A 17,268-nucleotide genomic window follows, 5' to 3' on the forward strand; every position below is an offset into this window, starting at 1 on the left:
TTTACTCTTGAGCCTGAATAGCAGCGGTTGGATCAATCTTTACAATGACACTCATTCCAGAGCGAATACGACTGTCTGGGTTTGAGGGTCTCGCCTTGATCTCAAAGGTGCGTACATCAAAGCCGTCATCATTATTGGTCGGTCGCCATGTGGCAAAGTCAGACAGAGTTGAGGTGGCGTAGACGGTAAACTCTTTAGTAAAAGGCTTATCCGTAGAGGACAGCGCTGGAATCGTGCCCGTAAACCGTTGACCAATAGCAAATTGATTTAAGTGGTTTTCGGTGACGTTTAGCACGACCCATTGATCGTCTGGATTGACTAAAGTCAGTATTGGTACACCTTGACCGATGACTTCACCTGCGCTAACAATCACGTCGTCTACAATACCTGCAATCGGACTTTTTAAATTGGCTTCTTCTTTTGCAACCAAAGCCTCTTCAAGCTGAGCATCGACTTGCGCCACTTGAGCGCTTGCGGCTGCTTTATCTTCACTACGCGCGCCTTCCGTCGCCAGATCATACTGCAGGCGTGCCGCTTCGGTCTGATCTTGCGTGGCCAAGTATTGAGCATAAGCTTCATCGCGCTTTTGTCGAGCCATGAGACCTTCTTGATACAGGCGATTGACACGCTCATAAGTATTGGCGGCCAAGTCCGAGGCGGCTTTGTTGGCTTGCCATGCCGCTTTTGCTTGCGCAATCTCCTGCGGGCGTGCACCGCTTTCCGCTTTATCCAGTTGGCTTTGCGCCATTTGCTTACCAGCACGAGCCTGATTAATCTTAGCATTGATTTCAGGCGAGTCCATTTCGATGAGCTGTTGACCTGTGGTTACTTTGTCGCCTTCGGTGACCATGATTTGCGCAATACGTCCAGGCACTTTTGCTGCGATAGATGTTTGCTGCATTTGCATCTGTCCCTGCAAGCTAATCGTTTCTGGCTGGCTATGCTGATTACTTTTGAAAAGCCCATAAGCGATGACACCAAGTACCGCAATGACCAAGGCAGCAAGAACTGCCTTTTTTAGCATGGCTGATTTATCAGATTTAGGATTATCACGACGATAAGTAGGCGTTGCCTGTCCTTGCTCTGCATTAGGTCTGTCTTCTACAGAATCGACTGACGGCTGATCATCATGAGACAGCTTTGACTCATCAGTGTACTCGGTTGAATCAGTTGATTTGCGCGAGTCGTCTGATTCATTTGGAAATTCAGTCATGACAGTGAGATTCCTAAAGCAGTAAAGTTGAGAGTGGAGGGCTTATTGCAAAGGCAGCAAAACCAAAGGCTGCAAATTAGATTTCTAGCAGTGATAGCAATCAGTAATTATCGAAATGACTACCCTAAAGGCGTTTTAACACGCCTTAGTACACTCGAATAGCATGAGGTTTAGACCTTTCTATGGCTTCAAAATTAAAAATAGCACCAAAGGCGACGATGAAAGCTGAATAATAAAGCCATAGCATAATGACTACGGCAGCTGAAAGCGCCCCAAATTCAGCGCTATAGTTATTGAAGTTTTGCACATAAATTGAAAACAGCACAGACAATAGAATCCAGAGAACGGTCGCGAGCGTTGCTCCTGGCACCAGTTTTTTTAGCGGTTTGGCGTCACGGTTTGGCGCAAAACGATAAAGGCTTAAGAAGCTTAAGAATATGATGCCAGCCAATATCGGCCATCTGCTCCACAGCGCAATGGTTTTGGCTATTTGAGGGAAAGGAAAGTAGGCTGCCCCCAAAGGAATGATAGCGATAGAGGAGATCGCTATGATCAACACCACTACCGCTGCAAAGGTTAGACTAAGCGCTCGAATCGTACCTTGTATAAAGTTACGCTCTTGAGTGATATGAAAGGCAAGATTGACCAGAACAATTAAAGACTTGATACCCTTAGAGCCAGCATAAAGCGCTAATAACGTCGATGCAACAAGACTAAATGTCAGAGTTGTCTTGGTATTAGAGACCAGTTCGCTCAAGCGTGAATTAAGGACGTCGTATACAGAATCAGGTATAAACTGACGCAAAAGTGAGATCTGTTCTTGCATTTCAGCGGGTGAAAAAGCGAGACCATAAAGCAGTACAAACACCGCCATTACTGGAAAAATAGATAAAAAACCAAAAAAACCTACGCTCGCGCAATGTGCCCAAACATTAGAGTTGTTCGCTATACGCCATGCCTGTAGCAAGGGCTGCAGCCAGCTTTTCATTTTGGAAGTATTTTTCATAAGGCAATTTTTACAGTATGGTTAGTGGTGGTGATGTTAGTACAATCATACTAAGTTGAGAATCAGGTATCGTTATTAATATTATCTTTATTATGGTCAACAGACCCTACTACTCGGTATACAAAGTCGGCAGGCGAATATCAGCAGCCTTGAGATACGCATTAAAGGCGAGCGGTGTGCCAGCACTTTGCATCAATGCGGCGAGTGCTTGTACATAATCATTGGCCGCTTGCGCTTGCTCGGTACGAGCTTTGAGTGCTTGCGTTTGCGCTTGCACCACTTCAATGGCCGTATTCACGCCCTCTTGTAGTCCAAGACGACGTAAGCGTAATACTTCAGTCGCCAGATCCACGTTGCTTTGTAGTGCTTGATAGCGCGACTGAGCATTATTGACATCGTTCCAGTTCTTTTCGACCAGTAGTAGCAGATTATCACTGACCTCAATCTCCGAAAGATCGGCTTGGCGAATTTTAGCAGTGCTCGATGCCAAGGATGCGGATTTATCCAAACCGCCCCAGAGCTTCCAACTGGCAGAGATACCAGCGATCCAGCTGGGGTCTTTTTCAGCTTGCCCATAGCCATAAAGCATAACAGTAGGCTTGTAGCCAGTATCTGATAGCGCATGCAACTGCTCAGCTTGTGCCCGCTTCGCTGCTACTTTTTTTAGGCCAGGGTGATGATTGAGTGCTAAGTTTTGGAAGTACTCTATATCTGGCAAGGGGCGACTGGAAACAAATAATGGCGTGGTAGGCTTAATACGATAATCAGTGCGTAGCAAACGCTGTAAGGCAATCATCGCCAGACGGGCATCATTGTTGGCTTTTATAGATTTGCTCTTAGCATCGGCAAGTGCCGACTGGGCTTCTAGGCGATCGACACGTGAGATAAAACCTTCTTCGAATAATCGCTGTGCCATATGGTCAGTCTGTTGCAGCGTATCATAAGCATCTTCACGTAGGTAGGCAGCAATGATGGCCAACTGCGCCTTAAAATAACGCTCAATCAAGGTGTTATATAGCTCGTTTTTATCTAATACACTATCTGCTATGGCCTCTTGGGTACGGGCATTGGAGGCACCCGTGAGCGCCGCCGTGCGCCCAGCAGTATAGACTGGCCATGCAAAACCAAGACCTGCGCCTGACGTTGAGCCTGAGCGTTTAAACTCATGAGAGTTTGGAATACGCTCACCGATCACTCCATCAAAATCTGGAATATTTGGTGGCGGGATAGAAGGCAGAGCATCGCCGATGTTGTCGCCTACCTCATTGACACCACTGATGATTTCGTTTCTTAGCGATGACAAATCAATATCTTCTTGAATGGTGTAAGTACTCGCTGACATTCTTGCAAAGACAAAGGGCCTGTCTATCGTTTTGAATGCATCGGTTTGGTATTCACTGGCTGCAATGGCGGCTTGATTGGCAGCAAGCTTGGGTGAGACTTGTAATAAGATATCTTGCGCTTGCTCAAGACTCAAATGGCTAGAAACCTCTATCGGATAGCTGTTAGCGATGCTTTTATGGGTGATTGGATCGACGAGGGTATTTAAAGGCTGGCTGTCAGAGTCAGTGTTAATATGAGTACTTGCTGCGACCGTATGACTTGAGACTCCTATCAACATGAGAGTCGCAATAGCACTAAACAGAGACGAGATAGCAAATTTCATAAGAGACTTATACCGTTAATCAGGAAGCAAAATATTATCGTGCAAGGTATTTGAATATATAGTGTTTTCGTGGTCAATACTGTTGAGGTTTTGGCATTAAAAACATTGGTTTATTATCAAAAAGTAAAAGCCAATAGAGTAATAGACTCTAATAATAAAGCAAATCATAAAAGCAGCCGCTATCTACATAACTTGCTGATAACAATAAAGCGTACACTGTAGTGCTGCAATCATGACTGGTCAATGCTCATTATTGGCTTGTTATTCATTGAATACTAATTTCTTTCAAACTAAAACACTATTTTTAATCCAAAGGATAGCATTATTTATGATAAAAGATGAGGATAAGCTAGTAAGTATATGGCTTTTATAACAAGGTAATGATAGAGATGCAGGTATTTAAATAGTGAGATATTCAAAGTTATAAAGAGACAAGTGTCATACAATATGCTAAATGTCATAGAGTGATGGTGTATGCTTTAGGCTAAAACATCGCATTATAATAGGCGATTATAAAAAATCATAAACATGCTGAGCAAGTTTGGTAAATAATATAGCACATTGAGAGGTGAGTAATGGCGGGATATATATTGGCGTTGGATCAAGGAACGACATCGAGTCGGGCGATTTTGTACGACGATCAGGCGCGGCCTATTGAAATTGCTCAGCAGCCTACCACGCTCAAAACCCCAAAAGCTGGTTACGTGGAACAAGATGCGCGCCAAATTTGGCAAACTCAAATCAGCTGTGCTCACGATGTCATCAACCAAGCAGGACTACTCGCCACTGACGTCACCAGCATCGCGATCACCAATCAGCGCGAATCTATCGTTATGTGGGATAAGCAAACAGGCGCACCGCTGGCACCTGCCATTATTTGGCAAGACCGGCGCACAGCAAGCTACTGTCAAGATATGGCCAATGAGGCTACTGGTGATATGTCCAAACACGTGCAGCAGATTACGGGCTTACGCTTGGACCCTTATTTTAGTGCCAGTAAGATTGCTTGGCTGCTTGAGCATTATCCCAAGATTAAAGCGCGCGCCAATAGTAGCCAAGGTGGACAGATAGCAGTAGGGACTATCGATAGTTGGTTGATTTATCAGTTAACTGGCGGTGAGCATGTCATCGATGTGACCAATGCCTCGCGTACCCTGTTATATGATATTCATAAGCTGGCGTGGTCGGAGGAGCTGTGTGCACGCTTTGATATTCCGCTGGCAATATTACCCAAAGTACTGCCATCAGATGGCGATTTTGGCAAAACCAAAAGAGGACTGTTTGCCAAACAAATTCCTATCCATGCGGTATTGGGCGATCAGCAAGCAGCGCTCTTTGGTCAAGGCTGTCTGGATCCTGGTATGGCCAAAAACACTTATGGCACTGGCTGTTTTATGCTGATGAATATTGGTCAAACCCCAAAGCTTAGTGAGCATCAATTACTCACCACCATCGCTTGGCAGCGCCGAGCATCAATGAGCCGTGTGGATGAGCTGTCTATCAGTGACATTGTGCAATCTGGTAAACGCATTATACAGGCTCCTAGTACGTTTTTTGGTCGCGAAGTCAATTATGCCCTCGAAGGTAGCGTGTTTATGGCAGGTGCCATCGTACAGTGGTTACGTGACAATCTGGGCATGATCAAACAAAGCTGTGAGGTGGAAGATCTCGCACGGCAAGTAGAGAGTAGTGAGGATGTAGTGTTGCTCCCTGCCTTTACTGGTCTAGGCGCTCCCTATTGGCGCTCTGATATTCATGCCAGCATTGGCGGTATGAGCCGCGGCACCACCAAAGCGCATATCGCTCGCGCTGCGCTTGAAGCGATTGCCTATCAAACCTATGACGTGCTTATCGCCATGCAAAAAGACAGTCCGCATCCACTCACCGAGCTACGAGTCGATGGCGGCGCTGCCAATAATGACCTGCTCATGCAATTTCAAGCAGACTTGCTTGGCGTGCCGGTACTGCGCCCGCAAGATACTGAAATCACTGCTAAGGGTGCTGCGCTTCTCGCTGGTCTAAAAAGCGGTTTATATGACGAGAGTACGATGAAGGCATCGTGGCAAGTCGACCGTGTCTTTGAGCCTAGTATGTCAGCTGAGAGACGTGCACAGCACCTTGATAAATGGCAGGCTGCGGTTAGCAGAGCGTTGATAGATATCTGAGCAAGTTATTAGTTCAAGCTGCAAAGCACTCATATAAAGTGCTTATATTATTAAAAGGCAAACATCGCCATCGTTGCTTCAAGCTGTGATTTGACTAGCGGTGACTCAACAAACGGCGACTTAACCAACGGTGATTTAACTAACAAGGTACGCAACATAAAAACGTCAGGGTTCGGCTGACGTTTACATGGTCAGTAACCTAGTCAAGTATCTCTGTTATAAACATACACGCTGTAACTTAAGCTCATCGCGAGGTGGACACAGTTTACATAACGGGCGTATCAGCTAGGTGCTTGTGACTCATATAATTTATTCGTGGTAGACCAAAGTATGATTAGCAATCATCACTGGTTCTAGACATTATTAATTAATGGCAAACCTATAACCAATAATATAAGGATAACAATATGAGTAACTATGACGATATCGATCGCAATGAAGTAAAACACATGTCGAAAGAGTCAAAGAAAGATTTGAATGCTGATATCATTACTGGAGAGCCAGGATCGCATCCAGTAGGGACGGGGGTTGGCGGTGTCGGTGGTGCAGCAGCGGGCGCAGCCATTGGTACCATGGCAGGGCCACTGGGTACTTTAATCGGTGGTGCTATCGGTGCCATCGTCGGTGGCGGCGCAGGTCATGCAGCTGCAGAAGCCATTGATCCAACACGTGAGGAAGCTTATTGGCGTGCAGAACATGCCAATGCCAGCTACTTCAAAGATGGCTATGAGTTTGATCGTGACCTGCATCCAGCCTATGCAGTTGGCTATGCTAACCGTGCTCGCTATCCAGTAGACGCCCGTTTTGATGATCACGAAGCAGACCTAAAGCGTTCGTGGGAAGAGGTAAAAGGTGATTCACGTCTGGCATGGGAAGAAGCTCGCGACGCATCTCGTGATGCTTGGAACCGTGTCAGCTAATCACTGATAGCCAAAGCCATGGCAATTTGTGCTATGTTAAAGCTTCTAGGGCAAACTCTAGAGGCTTTTTTATTGTGAATAGATTTAATTTGATGTTAAAAATAAAAAGAATAGGGATATTATGAGTCAGTACGCCATTGCCGAAGGTAAAAAGCAGTTCTATATTGCTACTGCAAACTTACTTAACTTAGCCAACCCTAGCAGAATTTATTACGAAAACGCCCCAGCTTATGATCAGAAGACTTATCAGCGCAAGCTAAAGGGGCTTACGGATTTACTTGCCAAGGCTCATGCCGATATCATCGCGGTGCAAGAGGTATGGGATACCGATGCATTAGAGGCATTGGCGGTGTCATTAGGGTTTGAGCGCAAACATGTGGTCGCGCCGCTGGCAAGCAATGATAGCGCCAGTCCTTATACCCAAGGTCACGGTGCACAAAAGACACCTGCCGTCGGTATTATTAGCCGTTTTGAGCAGATAGAAACGACCTTATTAGAAGAGATAGCACCAGAAGCCATCATCGATGTTCCTGATGTCGGGCCTTATGAGCGATTCAATCGTCCGCCGCTACTCTTACGTGTCAATGCCTTTGGGCAGCCAATTACTATTATTACCGCGCATCTAAAAAGCAAGCGTGCCTATCATTTGCGCGATGAAGACGGTAATCTATTAGAGGATATGGATGATCCTAATATCCGTGTGCGCGCCAAACTGCGCAGTCTATGCATGCGCGCATCAGAGGCTGCCTCGATACGTATGTCTATCATAAAGCGCCTGCAGCATACTCGCGAACCGCTCATCTTATTAGGTGATATGAACGATGTGACGGGTAGTGTCACCACGCAGTTGATGACTGAGACAGGTGAAGTCAACTATGATAAAAGCATGCGTGATGTTGCTTTGTTTGATGCTGCCCGTATCCAATCGCGCTATGGCTGGATGAAGGATGTGGCTTATACTCATATTTATCAAGGCATGCCAGAAGTGATCGATCAGCTGTTTGTCTCAGAGGAGTTTTTGCCTGATAGTAAGTTTGCGCTTGGTGCTGTCGAACGAGTAGATTATTTTAACGACCACTTAAAGTGGGATTATATCGATAGAGCCACTGATCATGGTATTATACGAGCGAAAATAAAGATTCATGATTAATCGTTTGCAACGTCTAATCATACTATTTAATTGATACATTAATAATTTAGCCCATATACGCCCTTTGCTTGATAATGTACAAGTATCTATGATGCTTAACCGCTGATACGAAGATGGTCATATTGATCACAATCCGTAAATAATAGGCTGGTTTGATGCTGTTACTATCAACGAATAACAGCTATTCATAAAAAATTAGGGTATAACATCGAGAGGTCTGTAATGAGTGAGCAAGTAAACGACAATGTTGACGATAAAGTTGACGATAAAATGGAAGACATATTAGTTGATTCAGAATTGGCAAAAAAACTGGTGCCTAATAAATTCAAATTTACTAGCCAGCAGGGCCGTGCACGCCGCCAAAAACTCTTAATGGGTGCCAAAAAGCTGAGTGAAACCAAAGCCATCAATGATATTACCTTGGCTGATGTGTGTGAAGAAGCAGGTATTCCGCGGGCATCTGCTTATCACTTCTTCCCTAATATTGAAGCAATCTTTTTAGCGCTGCGTTTTTTGAATGCTATTGAAATATTAGAGATATTGGCAACGGTTGAAATAGAAGACTATGACAGGTGGCAGGGCTATCTAACGGCAATTATAGAGCGCAGTGTGGGTATCTTTTATGATGACAGCACCAAAGCTAAGCTGATCTATGATACCAATACACCAGATTTTGAAGGGGATAGCTTCGGTGAAGATATTGACTTGCAAATCGTTGAGTTGGTATATGAGCGCTTGACGCAGCGTTATGAGTTGCCTAATTTTGGTGATGTCAAAGACATGTTAATGGTGACTTTTAGTATTATTAATGGGATATTCACTTTATCGTATCGCCGTTATGAAGAAATCACGGATAAGTATCTGCAAGAAGCGACCATCGCTGCCATCGCTTACCTGCGCTGCTACTTACCAGAGAACCTACCACGTAAAAAGTAGTAATACCAAACCCAAAAAGTGTGATTAACGTTGTCAAACTTGCTAAGCCTACTAGTTGTAGTACTTGCACAAGTTTTCCGCGTTACTCTAGTTTTTGGAAATGGTATAAGTTTTAGCGCATAGCCATAGATAGTCTTGGATAATAGCACTACAAAAAAGCTGGCTCATACTATGAGCCAGCTTTTTTGTTAATAGGAATGACAGCGATACTGTGCTAGTCACCGATATGATAAGTCACGATTGGCATAGGCAGAGCAATCGTTGGTGCAGACTTATGACTGATATGAGTATTGTTGGCTGAGCTTTTATTCATGACAGGCATGATAGGAAAGGTTTGACCACGACAGACATCATCGCTTGGGTCTAGTGGGGCATAATTTTTGTAATAGTCGTTGATTGCGTTTTCTAGCGCTACGTTGGTCTGTGAGTCATGAGCATTGACGTATGCTTCGCGAGCTTGCTCAAGCCAGCGGTCTGCCATACGAAAGTGGCTGCCTGACTCTCTCCAGCCGCGCTTACATTGGTTGGCGGCTGCCCAAACTAAAGCAATCTCACTAAAGGCCATTTCACGCGGTGCTGTTTCTATACCGCCACTGTCTTTTAAGGCATTGAGGGTTGCCCAAAGATCAGGGCGCATCAACGCTGAAAAGACAGGGATGTCAGAGGTTATCTCGAGTTGTTCATCATCATCGTTTACAAGTGCTTGTAAAATCGTATGACTTGCCTGTACAGCATGTCTGCCAGCAGCAGATTTACTTTTTATGCTGTCTTGATGATAGGCATAGTTCAGCCAAGCTTGTGCTTTGTAAGCAAAGTACTGCTGACGCGGCGTGAGAGCTTGCTGCTGATAGCGCTTTAATTCAGTGAACATGCAATCAATCGACTGCCGTTGCGCACTTTGATATTTTATAGGCGTCGTTTGCGCTCTAATATCCTCGGTGCAGTAGTTAGCCAAACTCGCTAAACTGGGAGCGCTGTCGATAGTAGAGTTATCATTAGTACTACCAACCGTGTTATTGGCAACTGTGTTATTAATCACAATGTCATCAGAATGGTTGGCTGCAAGTACAGATGGCGATATAGCACACAGCAATAATGCAGCCCCTAGCGCTGTACCTGTAGAGAGAGTAGGTAATCGATTATTTGTTTTTTTTAATACTGCTGTTAATTTGAACATAAATCCTGCTTAGTAGTATTGCTAAAACCATGTTGCTTGAAATCATAAGTTGCTAAGGGCCAAACGCTAAAACCAATACTGTAAAAGCCATACGCTGAAAATTATAAAGTAGAGATTATAAAGTAGAGTCAGTGTCTAAGCGTTGGTTTTTGCGAGGATCTTTACGCTTAAACAAATCTTCGTCAAACTTAAAGCGCAGTCTAAAGTAAGCGCCTTGTTGGGTAGTATCTTCATAGGCGATGTCTTCGTCCTCAAAGCCCATAAAGTTATAGCCAAGTGACAGCCATAGGTTGGTCATAGGGCTATAACCGACTTCAGCACCCAGCATATATGACATATCATCTGCTGCACGGTTCCAGTACGTACCTGCTTGTAGGCCAACATCCCAGCGCTCGCTGATGTCGTATAGACCACGAGCGTAAGCGGCATGTGCAGTATTGTCACTGGCAATACCATCAGCATCATATTCAGTATATTTACCCGCATAATGCCCAGAAATAGTGAGCGGACGCGTTGGATGATAGTTGCCACTCCATGACCAAATGACGGTGTCTTTTTGGTACGGATCGGTTCCCGTATTGTTATCGTCCAAGCGATATTCAAGCTTGGCGAGCATGTCTAGCTGATTGCTGTCATAATCACGATAGGCGGCACCAAGCTGAAAGCGATTGATGGTGCGATGACCATCATCATAGTCTACTCGTGAGTAGATGTCTTTTGCTAGTAAAGTAATGTCATCAGTATAGCGATAGGCGATACCAGCACTACCTAATAAGGTATCACTGGTATTGCCCCAGCGTTTTTCTAAGCGGCCTGATGCTTTGTAGTTTTCTTGCGCGAGATACTCAACACCGAAACCTGCGGCAGTAGCGGTGCTGTCTTTTTCACCTTCGAGTGACTCCACACGCTCAAACAAAGTATTGAGGGTTAGGCCTTTTTGTACATACCATTTGTTCTTAAGACCGATAGCAGCTTCTGCTTCGCGAGCGCTGATGGCATCACGCATACGGTATTCGCTATAGACCTTGCCGTCCTTCATATAGGTGGCGTCAAAGCCAATCACGGTACGCTGGCGCTCATCAGTATCATCAAGACCATAACTGCCTGATAAGCTGTTGATTAGGTCATGACGAGCATAGAGACGGCCTAGATTTCCTATTGGCGTCTCACCACCGATAGAGGTGGCGTTACGATTGCTGTGCTCAAGATCTTGCTCATATTCGGCAAATACCAGTGCGTTATTGAGCTTGGGTAGGCGGGCAGTGATGCGGGCGCGGGCAGTGGTACCTTCGATGTCTTCGGCTGCGTTATTGACACCATTGAGCGCAGACTGATTAATCAGACTATCATTAAATATCGGATTTTCATCTTTATCTACAATATCAGTGTTTACTACATCGGTTGCACCTTGAATATTGCGTGAAGCGGCAGTAGCGTCTTGCTTATAATAGCGCACACCGATCTCACCGACGATGTTGGTAGTTAAACGCTGCTCAACGCTGGCTTGAACCCCTTCGATGCTGGCTTCAGTGGTGTGGTCTTTGCTACGCACACCTTCCAGCTTGAACGCAGTTTTTTTGCTCTCTAGGGCATGAGTGACTTCTACGCCAGATTCTGTACGACCAGCGGTGAGCGGTGATGCGCCCGTAACGAAGCCTTTATCCGCGTCGTTGTAGTAAGCTTTTGCCCGTGTGCGTTTTTTGTCATCATAGTTTAGCTCGATACGCAGGGCAGCGCCATCAGTGTCGTTATCTTTTAATGACTCCGCATTAATCTGATTACTTGGTTGGTAATTAGGGTTTTTAAAATCTGGGTCAGTTACTTCCAAATCTTTATCAATGTATTCAGCTTTACTTTTGGCATATTCAGCGACCAGTTTTAGCTTGTCATTGAATTTGATGACGCTGTTGATACTGGCAAGCTCTTCTTTGTTCAGTGGATCATCACTATTGATATAGCTACCACCGACAGAGACTTTATCCGTCAGTTGTTGCTTGGCAGCGACACCGCCGACCCAATAGTTCTCGCCACCTTCGTCTACTTCCACAGTGACACGCAGGTAGATAGGGTTGCCATCAAAATCTTGGCTAGCAATTGGCGATGTCAGGTATAAACTGCGGCTGATAAGGTCAATCTCATAATCAGCGAAGCGCGTAAGCGTCTCACGGCGCACGATAAGTCCAGGATTGTTGGCATCGCGAGTGATGACTTCGATGGTCTCAGAGTTTTCAAGTACCGCGTCAAAGTTTTCTGCGAGCGGATAAGGGCCTGAAATACCAAGGCCACGAGTTTCGTTGACACGCTATGATGAGCTGGTCTCTGCAGCGAAGGCTGTAATACGAGTGTTGTCGTCTTCGTACTGTGCTTTGACACCGGTCAAAGTGCGGTTGTATTGACCAAGCTTAATGCCTTCGTCGTCTGTCACGTCAGTCTTTAAATCGCCATACATGGCAAACGAGCGGCCTTTATCCAAGCGTACATAGAGCTTGCTGGTCGACTGCGCATCGAAACCTTTGGCCGATGAGTCGCCATAGACAGGATAGTATTCACCTGGCTCGATATCACGGAACAGGCGCTCGCCTTTTTTGTCGCTATCGTAGGCCAGGGTTAGTAGATAATCACCGCGCACCTTGCCTTTTAGGAACATAGCGGCACGACCAGTTGCTGAGTAATCATCATTGCCCGAAAACTCGTGCAGCTCCTTTTCAAATGCGCCTTGAGCATCAGTGATGCTACCGCCATCGAAGTCTTTGAGTGAGATAGCGCCCTCAACGATACCGACGGCGATCAATGGGCGTAGCTTGGCAGTGAACTGCAGCGGAATAATTTGCTTGGTACTACCCGTATCGATGACCAGCTCACCTTTACCTGGTGCACTTGGTGCAATCACTGGAATCAGTAGCTCGCCACCGCTGACGGTGACCTGAGTGCCCGCTTGGTCTTTGTTGCTGTCTTTTAGGTTAATACGGCCGATATTGGTATCGATGGTAATCGGGGTAGAAGCAATATAAGGACGGTTGTCACGGTCTTTTAGACTGATGACGACTTGATATTCGCTGACACCATCGGCTTGTATCAGTTGTGTTTGCGTACGATAATCGATGGCTTGCAGACTATCAGGGGTGACTACTTCTATGCTCTGCTCGGAGATGACTTGCCCAGTGATATCAGTGGCTACACCGCGCAAGGTATTACGGCCACGCTTGAGATCTACCGCATAGTAGTCAAAGGCAGTGACGTTTTGTTTTTTCTGCTCGGCGGTCTTACCAATTTGCTGCTCAGATACTGCTTTGCCATTGGCATATAAAGTAAACTGAGAGCCGAGTGGCGCTTGTACTTGTACCAGCTGCTTATATGAAGCCAACTGCTGCCCTGAGCTTAGGTTAATAAAGCTCACATCGTTGTTTGGTACTTCTTTGAGGAACTCTTCTAGCAGCTCAGCTTTTGGTTGCTTGATGGTGTTGACCGTCATGTTGACGCGATCAGCATTTGGCTCGACCATGTCTGCAACTATCGCTGAGTCACATTCGATACCTTGATCTAAGTCATCATTGGACTTACAGCCACTGGCATCGATATTGTCGCTGTTATCACGGTCATAGTCAGGCTCTAGTGCTAGCTGGTTTTTGATGGCTTTTTCGAGTGTATCGTTCTTGGCGCTGATGGTTTTGCTACGAGTGATCAGCTCTTGGTTCAGACGTTCGGTGCTGTCCGCCATACCACCGACGATAGCGAAGTCGGCACGGTGCAGCTCGCCGTATTTGAGGTCGACGAAGCGGCTACCGGCATCGCCAGTATTACGGTTGCTTTGGATGACAAGCTCAGTATCTCTAGGTAGAGTGGTGCGGTCTACTTTTAGGACATGGGTTTTGGCACTGATACCATACAGGTTGTATTTACCTTCAGGATCGGTCACGACAAAGTTACCGTCCTCCATATAGATACGCACGCCAGCGACACCAAGCTCGCCATCTTCTTTTTGTTGGATACCGTCACGGTTGATGTCGTGATAGACCTTACCGATGATGATGCCATCAGTATTCATCACCCCGCGGTTGACTTCGATTGGCCACTGCGCCTCTCTAGAAGTGATAATTGTGTCACCAGTTTCAGAGTCACGACCTTGGGCGATAGCACGGTTGATACCGTCGCCACCAAGTGCAGAAGAGCCAATCAATACCCGATAGGTGATTTTTTTAGTTGTTTTCGGCTCAAAACTTCCTAAGCTCAGTACCTGATATTTACCAACTGCTTTGAAGTCATCAGCTTTTGTACTATCGATACGCATGGTGCCCGGCACATAGTCAAAGCCACGTGGTAGCGCATCTTTTAAATCAACGTCATAGGCAGTCGTTTCACCATCGTTTTTGATATTGATGCTGTAGTTGACGTAGTCACCAAGCTCGGCAGTTCTAACATCAGCTTCTTTTTCTATTTTGAGATTGGGCAGCACATCAACGATGGTGGTATTACTACTGATATTGGTGGTGATGTTTTCGCGATTACCCTCTATATTAATATAAGCGTCTAAAGTAGCTACTAACTTGTCACCTAGCAGAGTCTGAATGATGTCATCGTTAATCGCATTGGCATTGTTTTGCGTAGGTATATTTAAGCGATATTTACCAGTATTATCACCTGTTTCAATGGCCTTTAACGAGTAACTATCACCCGTTTTCGGTGAGGTGATAGTGATCCATACTTGATCTTGCTTATAAGGATCAACGTTGCCTTGCGCATAACTGGCTTCGACATAAACATCTTTGCCAATTTGCGATGAGGGTTGATCACTGTCAAAGGCTTGGTTTTTGAAACCAATGCCTGGCTTGACGATGACTAAGCTATCAGTCTCTGTGACTGCCTTTACCGACGGGTCTTCGACGACAGTTGCTCCAAGCTTAATATCGATCAGGTCGCCGTCAGTTGCATCAGCGGCAGTTAGTGCCTGCACGATTAGCTGAATACTTTCGCCTTGTCCTAGCCTAATTTGAGCAGCTAAGTTATCAAGCAATATCTGATTATCTTCATCATCGACGATGCCGTTGTTATTTAAGTCCTGATAGAGTCTTATATTCGATAAAGTATCAGGTACTGTTAGCCTTAGATCGACAGTCTGAATATTATAACTATTGCTTGTGAGTACATTTACCCAGCTAGCAGTGTTGCCTGGCGCTACAGTTTGTCGTGGTGACTTGCTTAAGTTGATACCATACTCTGATAGAGCAGAGGCTTTGACTCGTACTCTATTTGATTCAGACTTTAGGGTGTTATCCGTTTGGTTATTGACAGTGTAGCTGGCATTAGCAATATTATCGATGATGCTGAGCACATCAGAGGTAGCTGCGGCAGCGGAATTTGATTGCATAATCAGTATGGCTGCAGTTAATGCAGACAGTTTGGCTACTTTAGCCGATAGACGAGTAGACTGAGCGATACAGTGAAGTGTCATATTACGTGATTATCCAATCAAATCCAAAACATAGGGACTGTCCTTACTTTTTTACTTTTAGAGCAATCTAAGTAAGGACAGTTTTTGCGTTATCTAAAACCTTAATCACAGATAACGGTATATAAAAATAAACGGCTTACAGGGTATTAAAGACCGTCATCCGCACCAGTAGGATTGATTTGTACAGCAAATACTAATGCTGCATATTTTTGCGGTGCTAAGCTAGTTACCGTACCATTAATTGCAGTAGAATCAGCTGCTGCATTATAAGTGTTGTTTGCAGGTAATGCGTTTGCGTTAGCTACGTCGTCAAGCTTGACAGTATAAGCAGGAGTAGTGGTTGACGTGAGCACTTGCGCTTTGTTATTAAAGCGATCTGTCGTATCCGTTATGACCACATCATCGAAAGTAAATCGTGCATCTACCGCTGAGAATTGATTAAATGCCGTAATCTTATAGACGATACAATCACCAGGTTCAGCGGCGACAACATCTTGTGTAAATGTAAGGGTAGCGCCAGCAGCACAAGTTTTTTGTAATGCTTGCTTTTTGACAAGTGTCAGACCTTTCACTTGTGTTTTGTTTTTGACCAGACGCTCACCTGTGGTCGGTACGTCATTTCCGCCCAAGACCATAGCTATGGTGATATTTTCCGTGGTACCCAAGACCGCATCGTTAGATTCTACTTTATAGTTAATCGTAACAGTGGAGCCTGGAGCCATACCAGCCCAAGGTGAGGCGCCGTCTTTAGGTACGGCATTGGTCAGGTCATTATCACCATTAATATCCCGTAAGATGGTGTAAGTCGCGTTAGGTGTAGCTGGATTATTATCAGCGTCATATACTAGCTCAACTGAGCCTGTCACTACGGTAACTTTGTTATTGGCGTCTAGGGCAATCGTGAATTTGACTTCGCCTGGCTCATCACCTTCTACCTCTTGTCCAGTGTTTTGAATAATAGCCGAATGAGTGACTAAGGTAGTATCTGCGGTATTGGTAGGAATCTCTTTGGTGGTAGGTGTGATAAGACTAATTGCACGCTGATTGGCAACTAAAGGCGCTGCAGAGTCGCTACCAGTGACTGTACTAACGGTGCCATCTGTGACCTCACTATCATCACCAGCTGGATAAAACTCATCAGTATTTTGCTTAGTATCAGTACTGTCAGTACTATCATACATGACTACGTTTTCACCAAGGTTTAAGGTGACAGAAGCGTGGTTAATCGTCTCTTTAGGATTTGTAAGAGGTTCATCTTTATCTTTTTGCACATCAAAGGTGATGGTTGCTGTTTCACCTGGTGCTAAATTCAATAAAGTAACTCTGATACTGTCGTTTGCAGTACTAGTACCTTTGCCTTCATTACCTGGTACGATAGTGGCATTGTTACTGACACTCAGGTTCGGTTGATCCGCTAAACGTAAGCCTTCTGGTAGACCATTGAAAACAGTAATATTGTTCGCATTCACTGCATAGTCAGCGCTATCATCGTTCTTCACCGTTATAGTGTACGTGACCTTCGAGCTTGAATCATTCAGGTTTAGAGTGCTACCAGCCTTACTGGTAATCTTGAATACGGGTAATTT

At 45.2% G+C, this 17,268-nt stretch carries 11 protein-coding genes; 4 read left to right on the top strand and 7 right to left on the bottom strand.

The genetic code is table 11. The annotated features are described in order from the left end of the window. Position 1: 1 nt before the first annotated feature. The 3 genes from JMY01_RS03790 to JMY01_RS03800 all read right to left on the bottom strand — a co-directional run bounded on the left by JMY01_RS03790 (position 2) and on the right by JMY01_RS03800 (position 3,885). Positions 2 to 1,213 (bottom strand): HlyD family secretion protein, encoded by a 1,212-nt coding sequence (locus JMY01_RS03790; RefSeq protein ID WP_201574289.1) that lies wholly within the window; start codon positions 1,211 to 1,213, stop codon positions 2 to 4. 145 nt (positions 1,214 to 1,358) lie between these two features. Next, positions 1,359 to 2,219 (bottom strand): YihY/virulence factor BrkB family protein, encoded by an 861-nt coding sequence (locus tag JMY01_RS03795; protein WP_201574290.1) that lies wholly within the window; start codon positions 2,217 to 2,219, stop codon positions 1,359 to 1,361. Between the two features lie 109 nt (positions 2,220 to 2,328). Next, positions 2,329 to 3,885 (bottom strand): TolC family protein, encoded by a 1,557-nt coding sequence (locus JMY01_RS03800; protein ID WP_227677651.1) that lies wholly within the window; start codon positions 3,883 to 3,885, stop codon positions 2,329 to 2,331. 575 nt (positions 3,886 to 4,460) lie between these two features. Here JMY01_RS03800 and glpK point away from each other — a divergent pair. From glpK to JMY01_RS03820, 4 genes are all read left to right on the top strand, one after another. Further along, complete coding sequence (gene glpK, locus JMY01_RS03805) at positions 4,461 to 6,050, top strand: glycerol kinase GlpK (protein ID WP_201574291.1); 1,590 nt, start codon at positions 4,461 to 4,463, stop codon at positions 6,048 to 6,050. Between the two features lie 407 nt (positions 6,051 to 6,457). After that, positions 6,458 to 6,970 carry a hypothetical protein gene (locus JMY01_RS03810; protein ID WP_201574292.1) on the top strand — a complete coding sequence of 171 codons (513 nt, stop codon included), beginning with the start codon at positions 6,458 to 6,460 and terminating at the stop codon, positions 6,968 to 6,970. 121 nt (positions 6,971 to 7,091) lie between these two features. After that, complete coding sequence (locus JMY01_RS03815; protein ID WP_201574293.1) at positions 7,092 to 8,120, top strand: endonuclease/exonuclease/phosphatase family protein; 1,029 nt, start codon at positions 7,092 to 7,094, stop codon at positions 8,118 to 8,120. 222 nt (positions 8,121 to 8,342) lie between these two features. After that, positions 8,343 to 9,056, top strand: coding sequence for a TetR/AcrR family transcriptional regulator (locus JMY01_RS03820; protein WP_201574294.1), 714 nt, complete (start codon positions 8,343 to 8,345; stop codon positions 9,054 to 9,056). 214 nt (positions 9,057 to 9,270) lie between these two features. On the opposite strand, the gene JMY01_RS03825 is transcribed toward JMY01_RS03820, so the two are convergent. The 4 genes from JMY01_RS03825 to JMY01_RS03835 form a co-directional block, all read right to left on the bottom strand. Next, the gene (locus JMY01_RS03825; protein WP_201574295.1) at positions 9,271 to 10,233 is read right to left on the bottom strand and encodes a hypothetical protein; all 963 of its coding nucleotides are present in this window, start codon (positions 10,231 to 10,233) and stop codon (positions 9,271 to 9,273) included. Between the two features lie 115 nt (positions 10,234 to 10,348). Continuing rightward, positions 10,349 to 12,406: an outer membrane protein gene (locus JMY01_RS14045; protein ID WP_227677652.1), complete on the bottom strand. Its 2,058-nt coding sequence runs from the start codon at positions 12,404 to 12,406 to the stop codon at positions 10,349 to 10,351. Between the two features lie 129 nt (positions 12,407 to 12,535). Then, on the bottom strand, positions 12,536 to 15,682 hold the full coding sequence (locus tag JMY01_RS14050) for a DUF11 domain-containing protein (RefSeq protein WP_227677653.1): 3,147 nt from the start codon (positions 15,680 to 15,682) through the stop codon (positions 12,536 to 12,538). Between the two features lie 146 nt (positions 15,683 to 15,828). Continuing rightward, on the bottom strand, positions 15,829 to 17,181 hold the full coding sequence (locus tag JMY01_RS03835) for a hypothetical protein (RefSeq protein WP_201574296.1): 1,353 nt from the start codon (positions 17,179 to 17,181) through the stop codon (positions 15,829 to 15,831). Between the last annotated feature and the right edge of the window lie 87 nt (positions 17,182 to 17,268).

This window comes from Psychrobacter sp. H8-1 (assembly GCF_904846575.1).
Classification (GTDB): Bacteria; Pseudomonadota; Gammaproteobacteria; order Pseudomonadales; family Moraxellaceae; genus Psychrobacter; species Psychrobacter fulvigenes.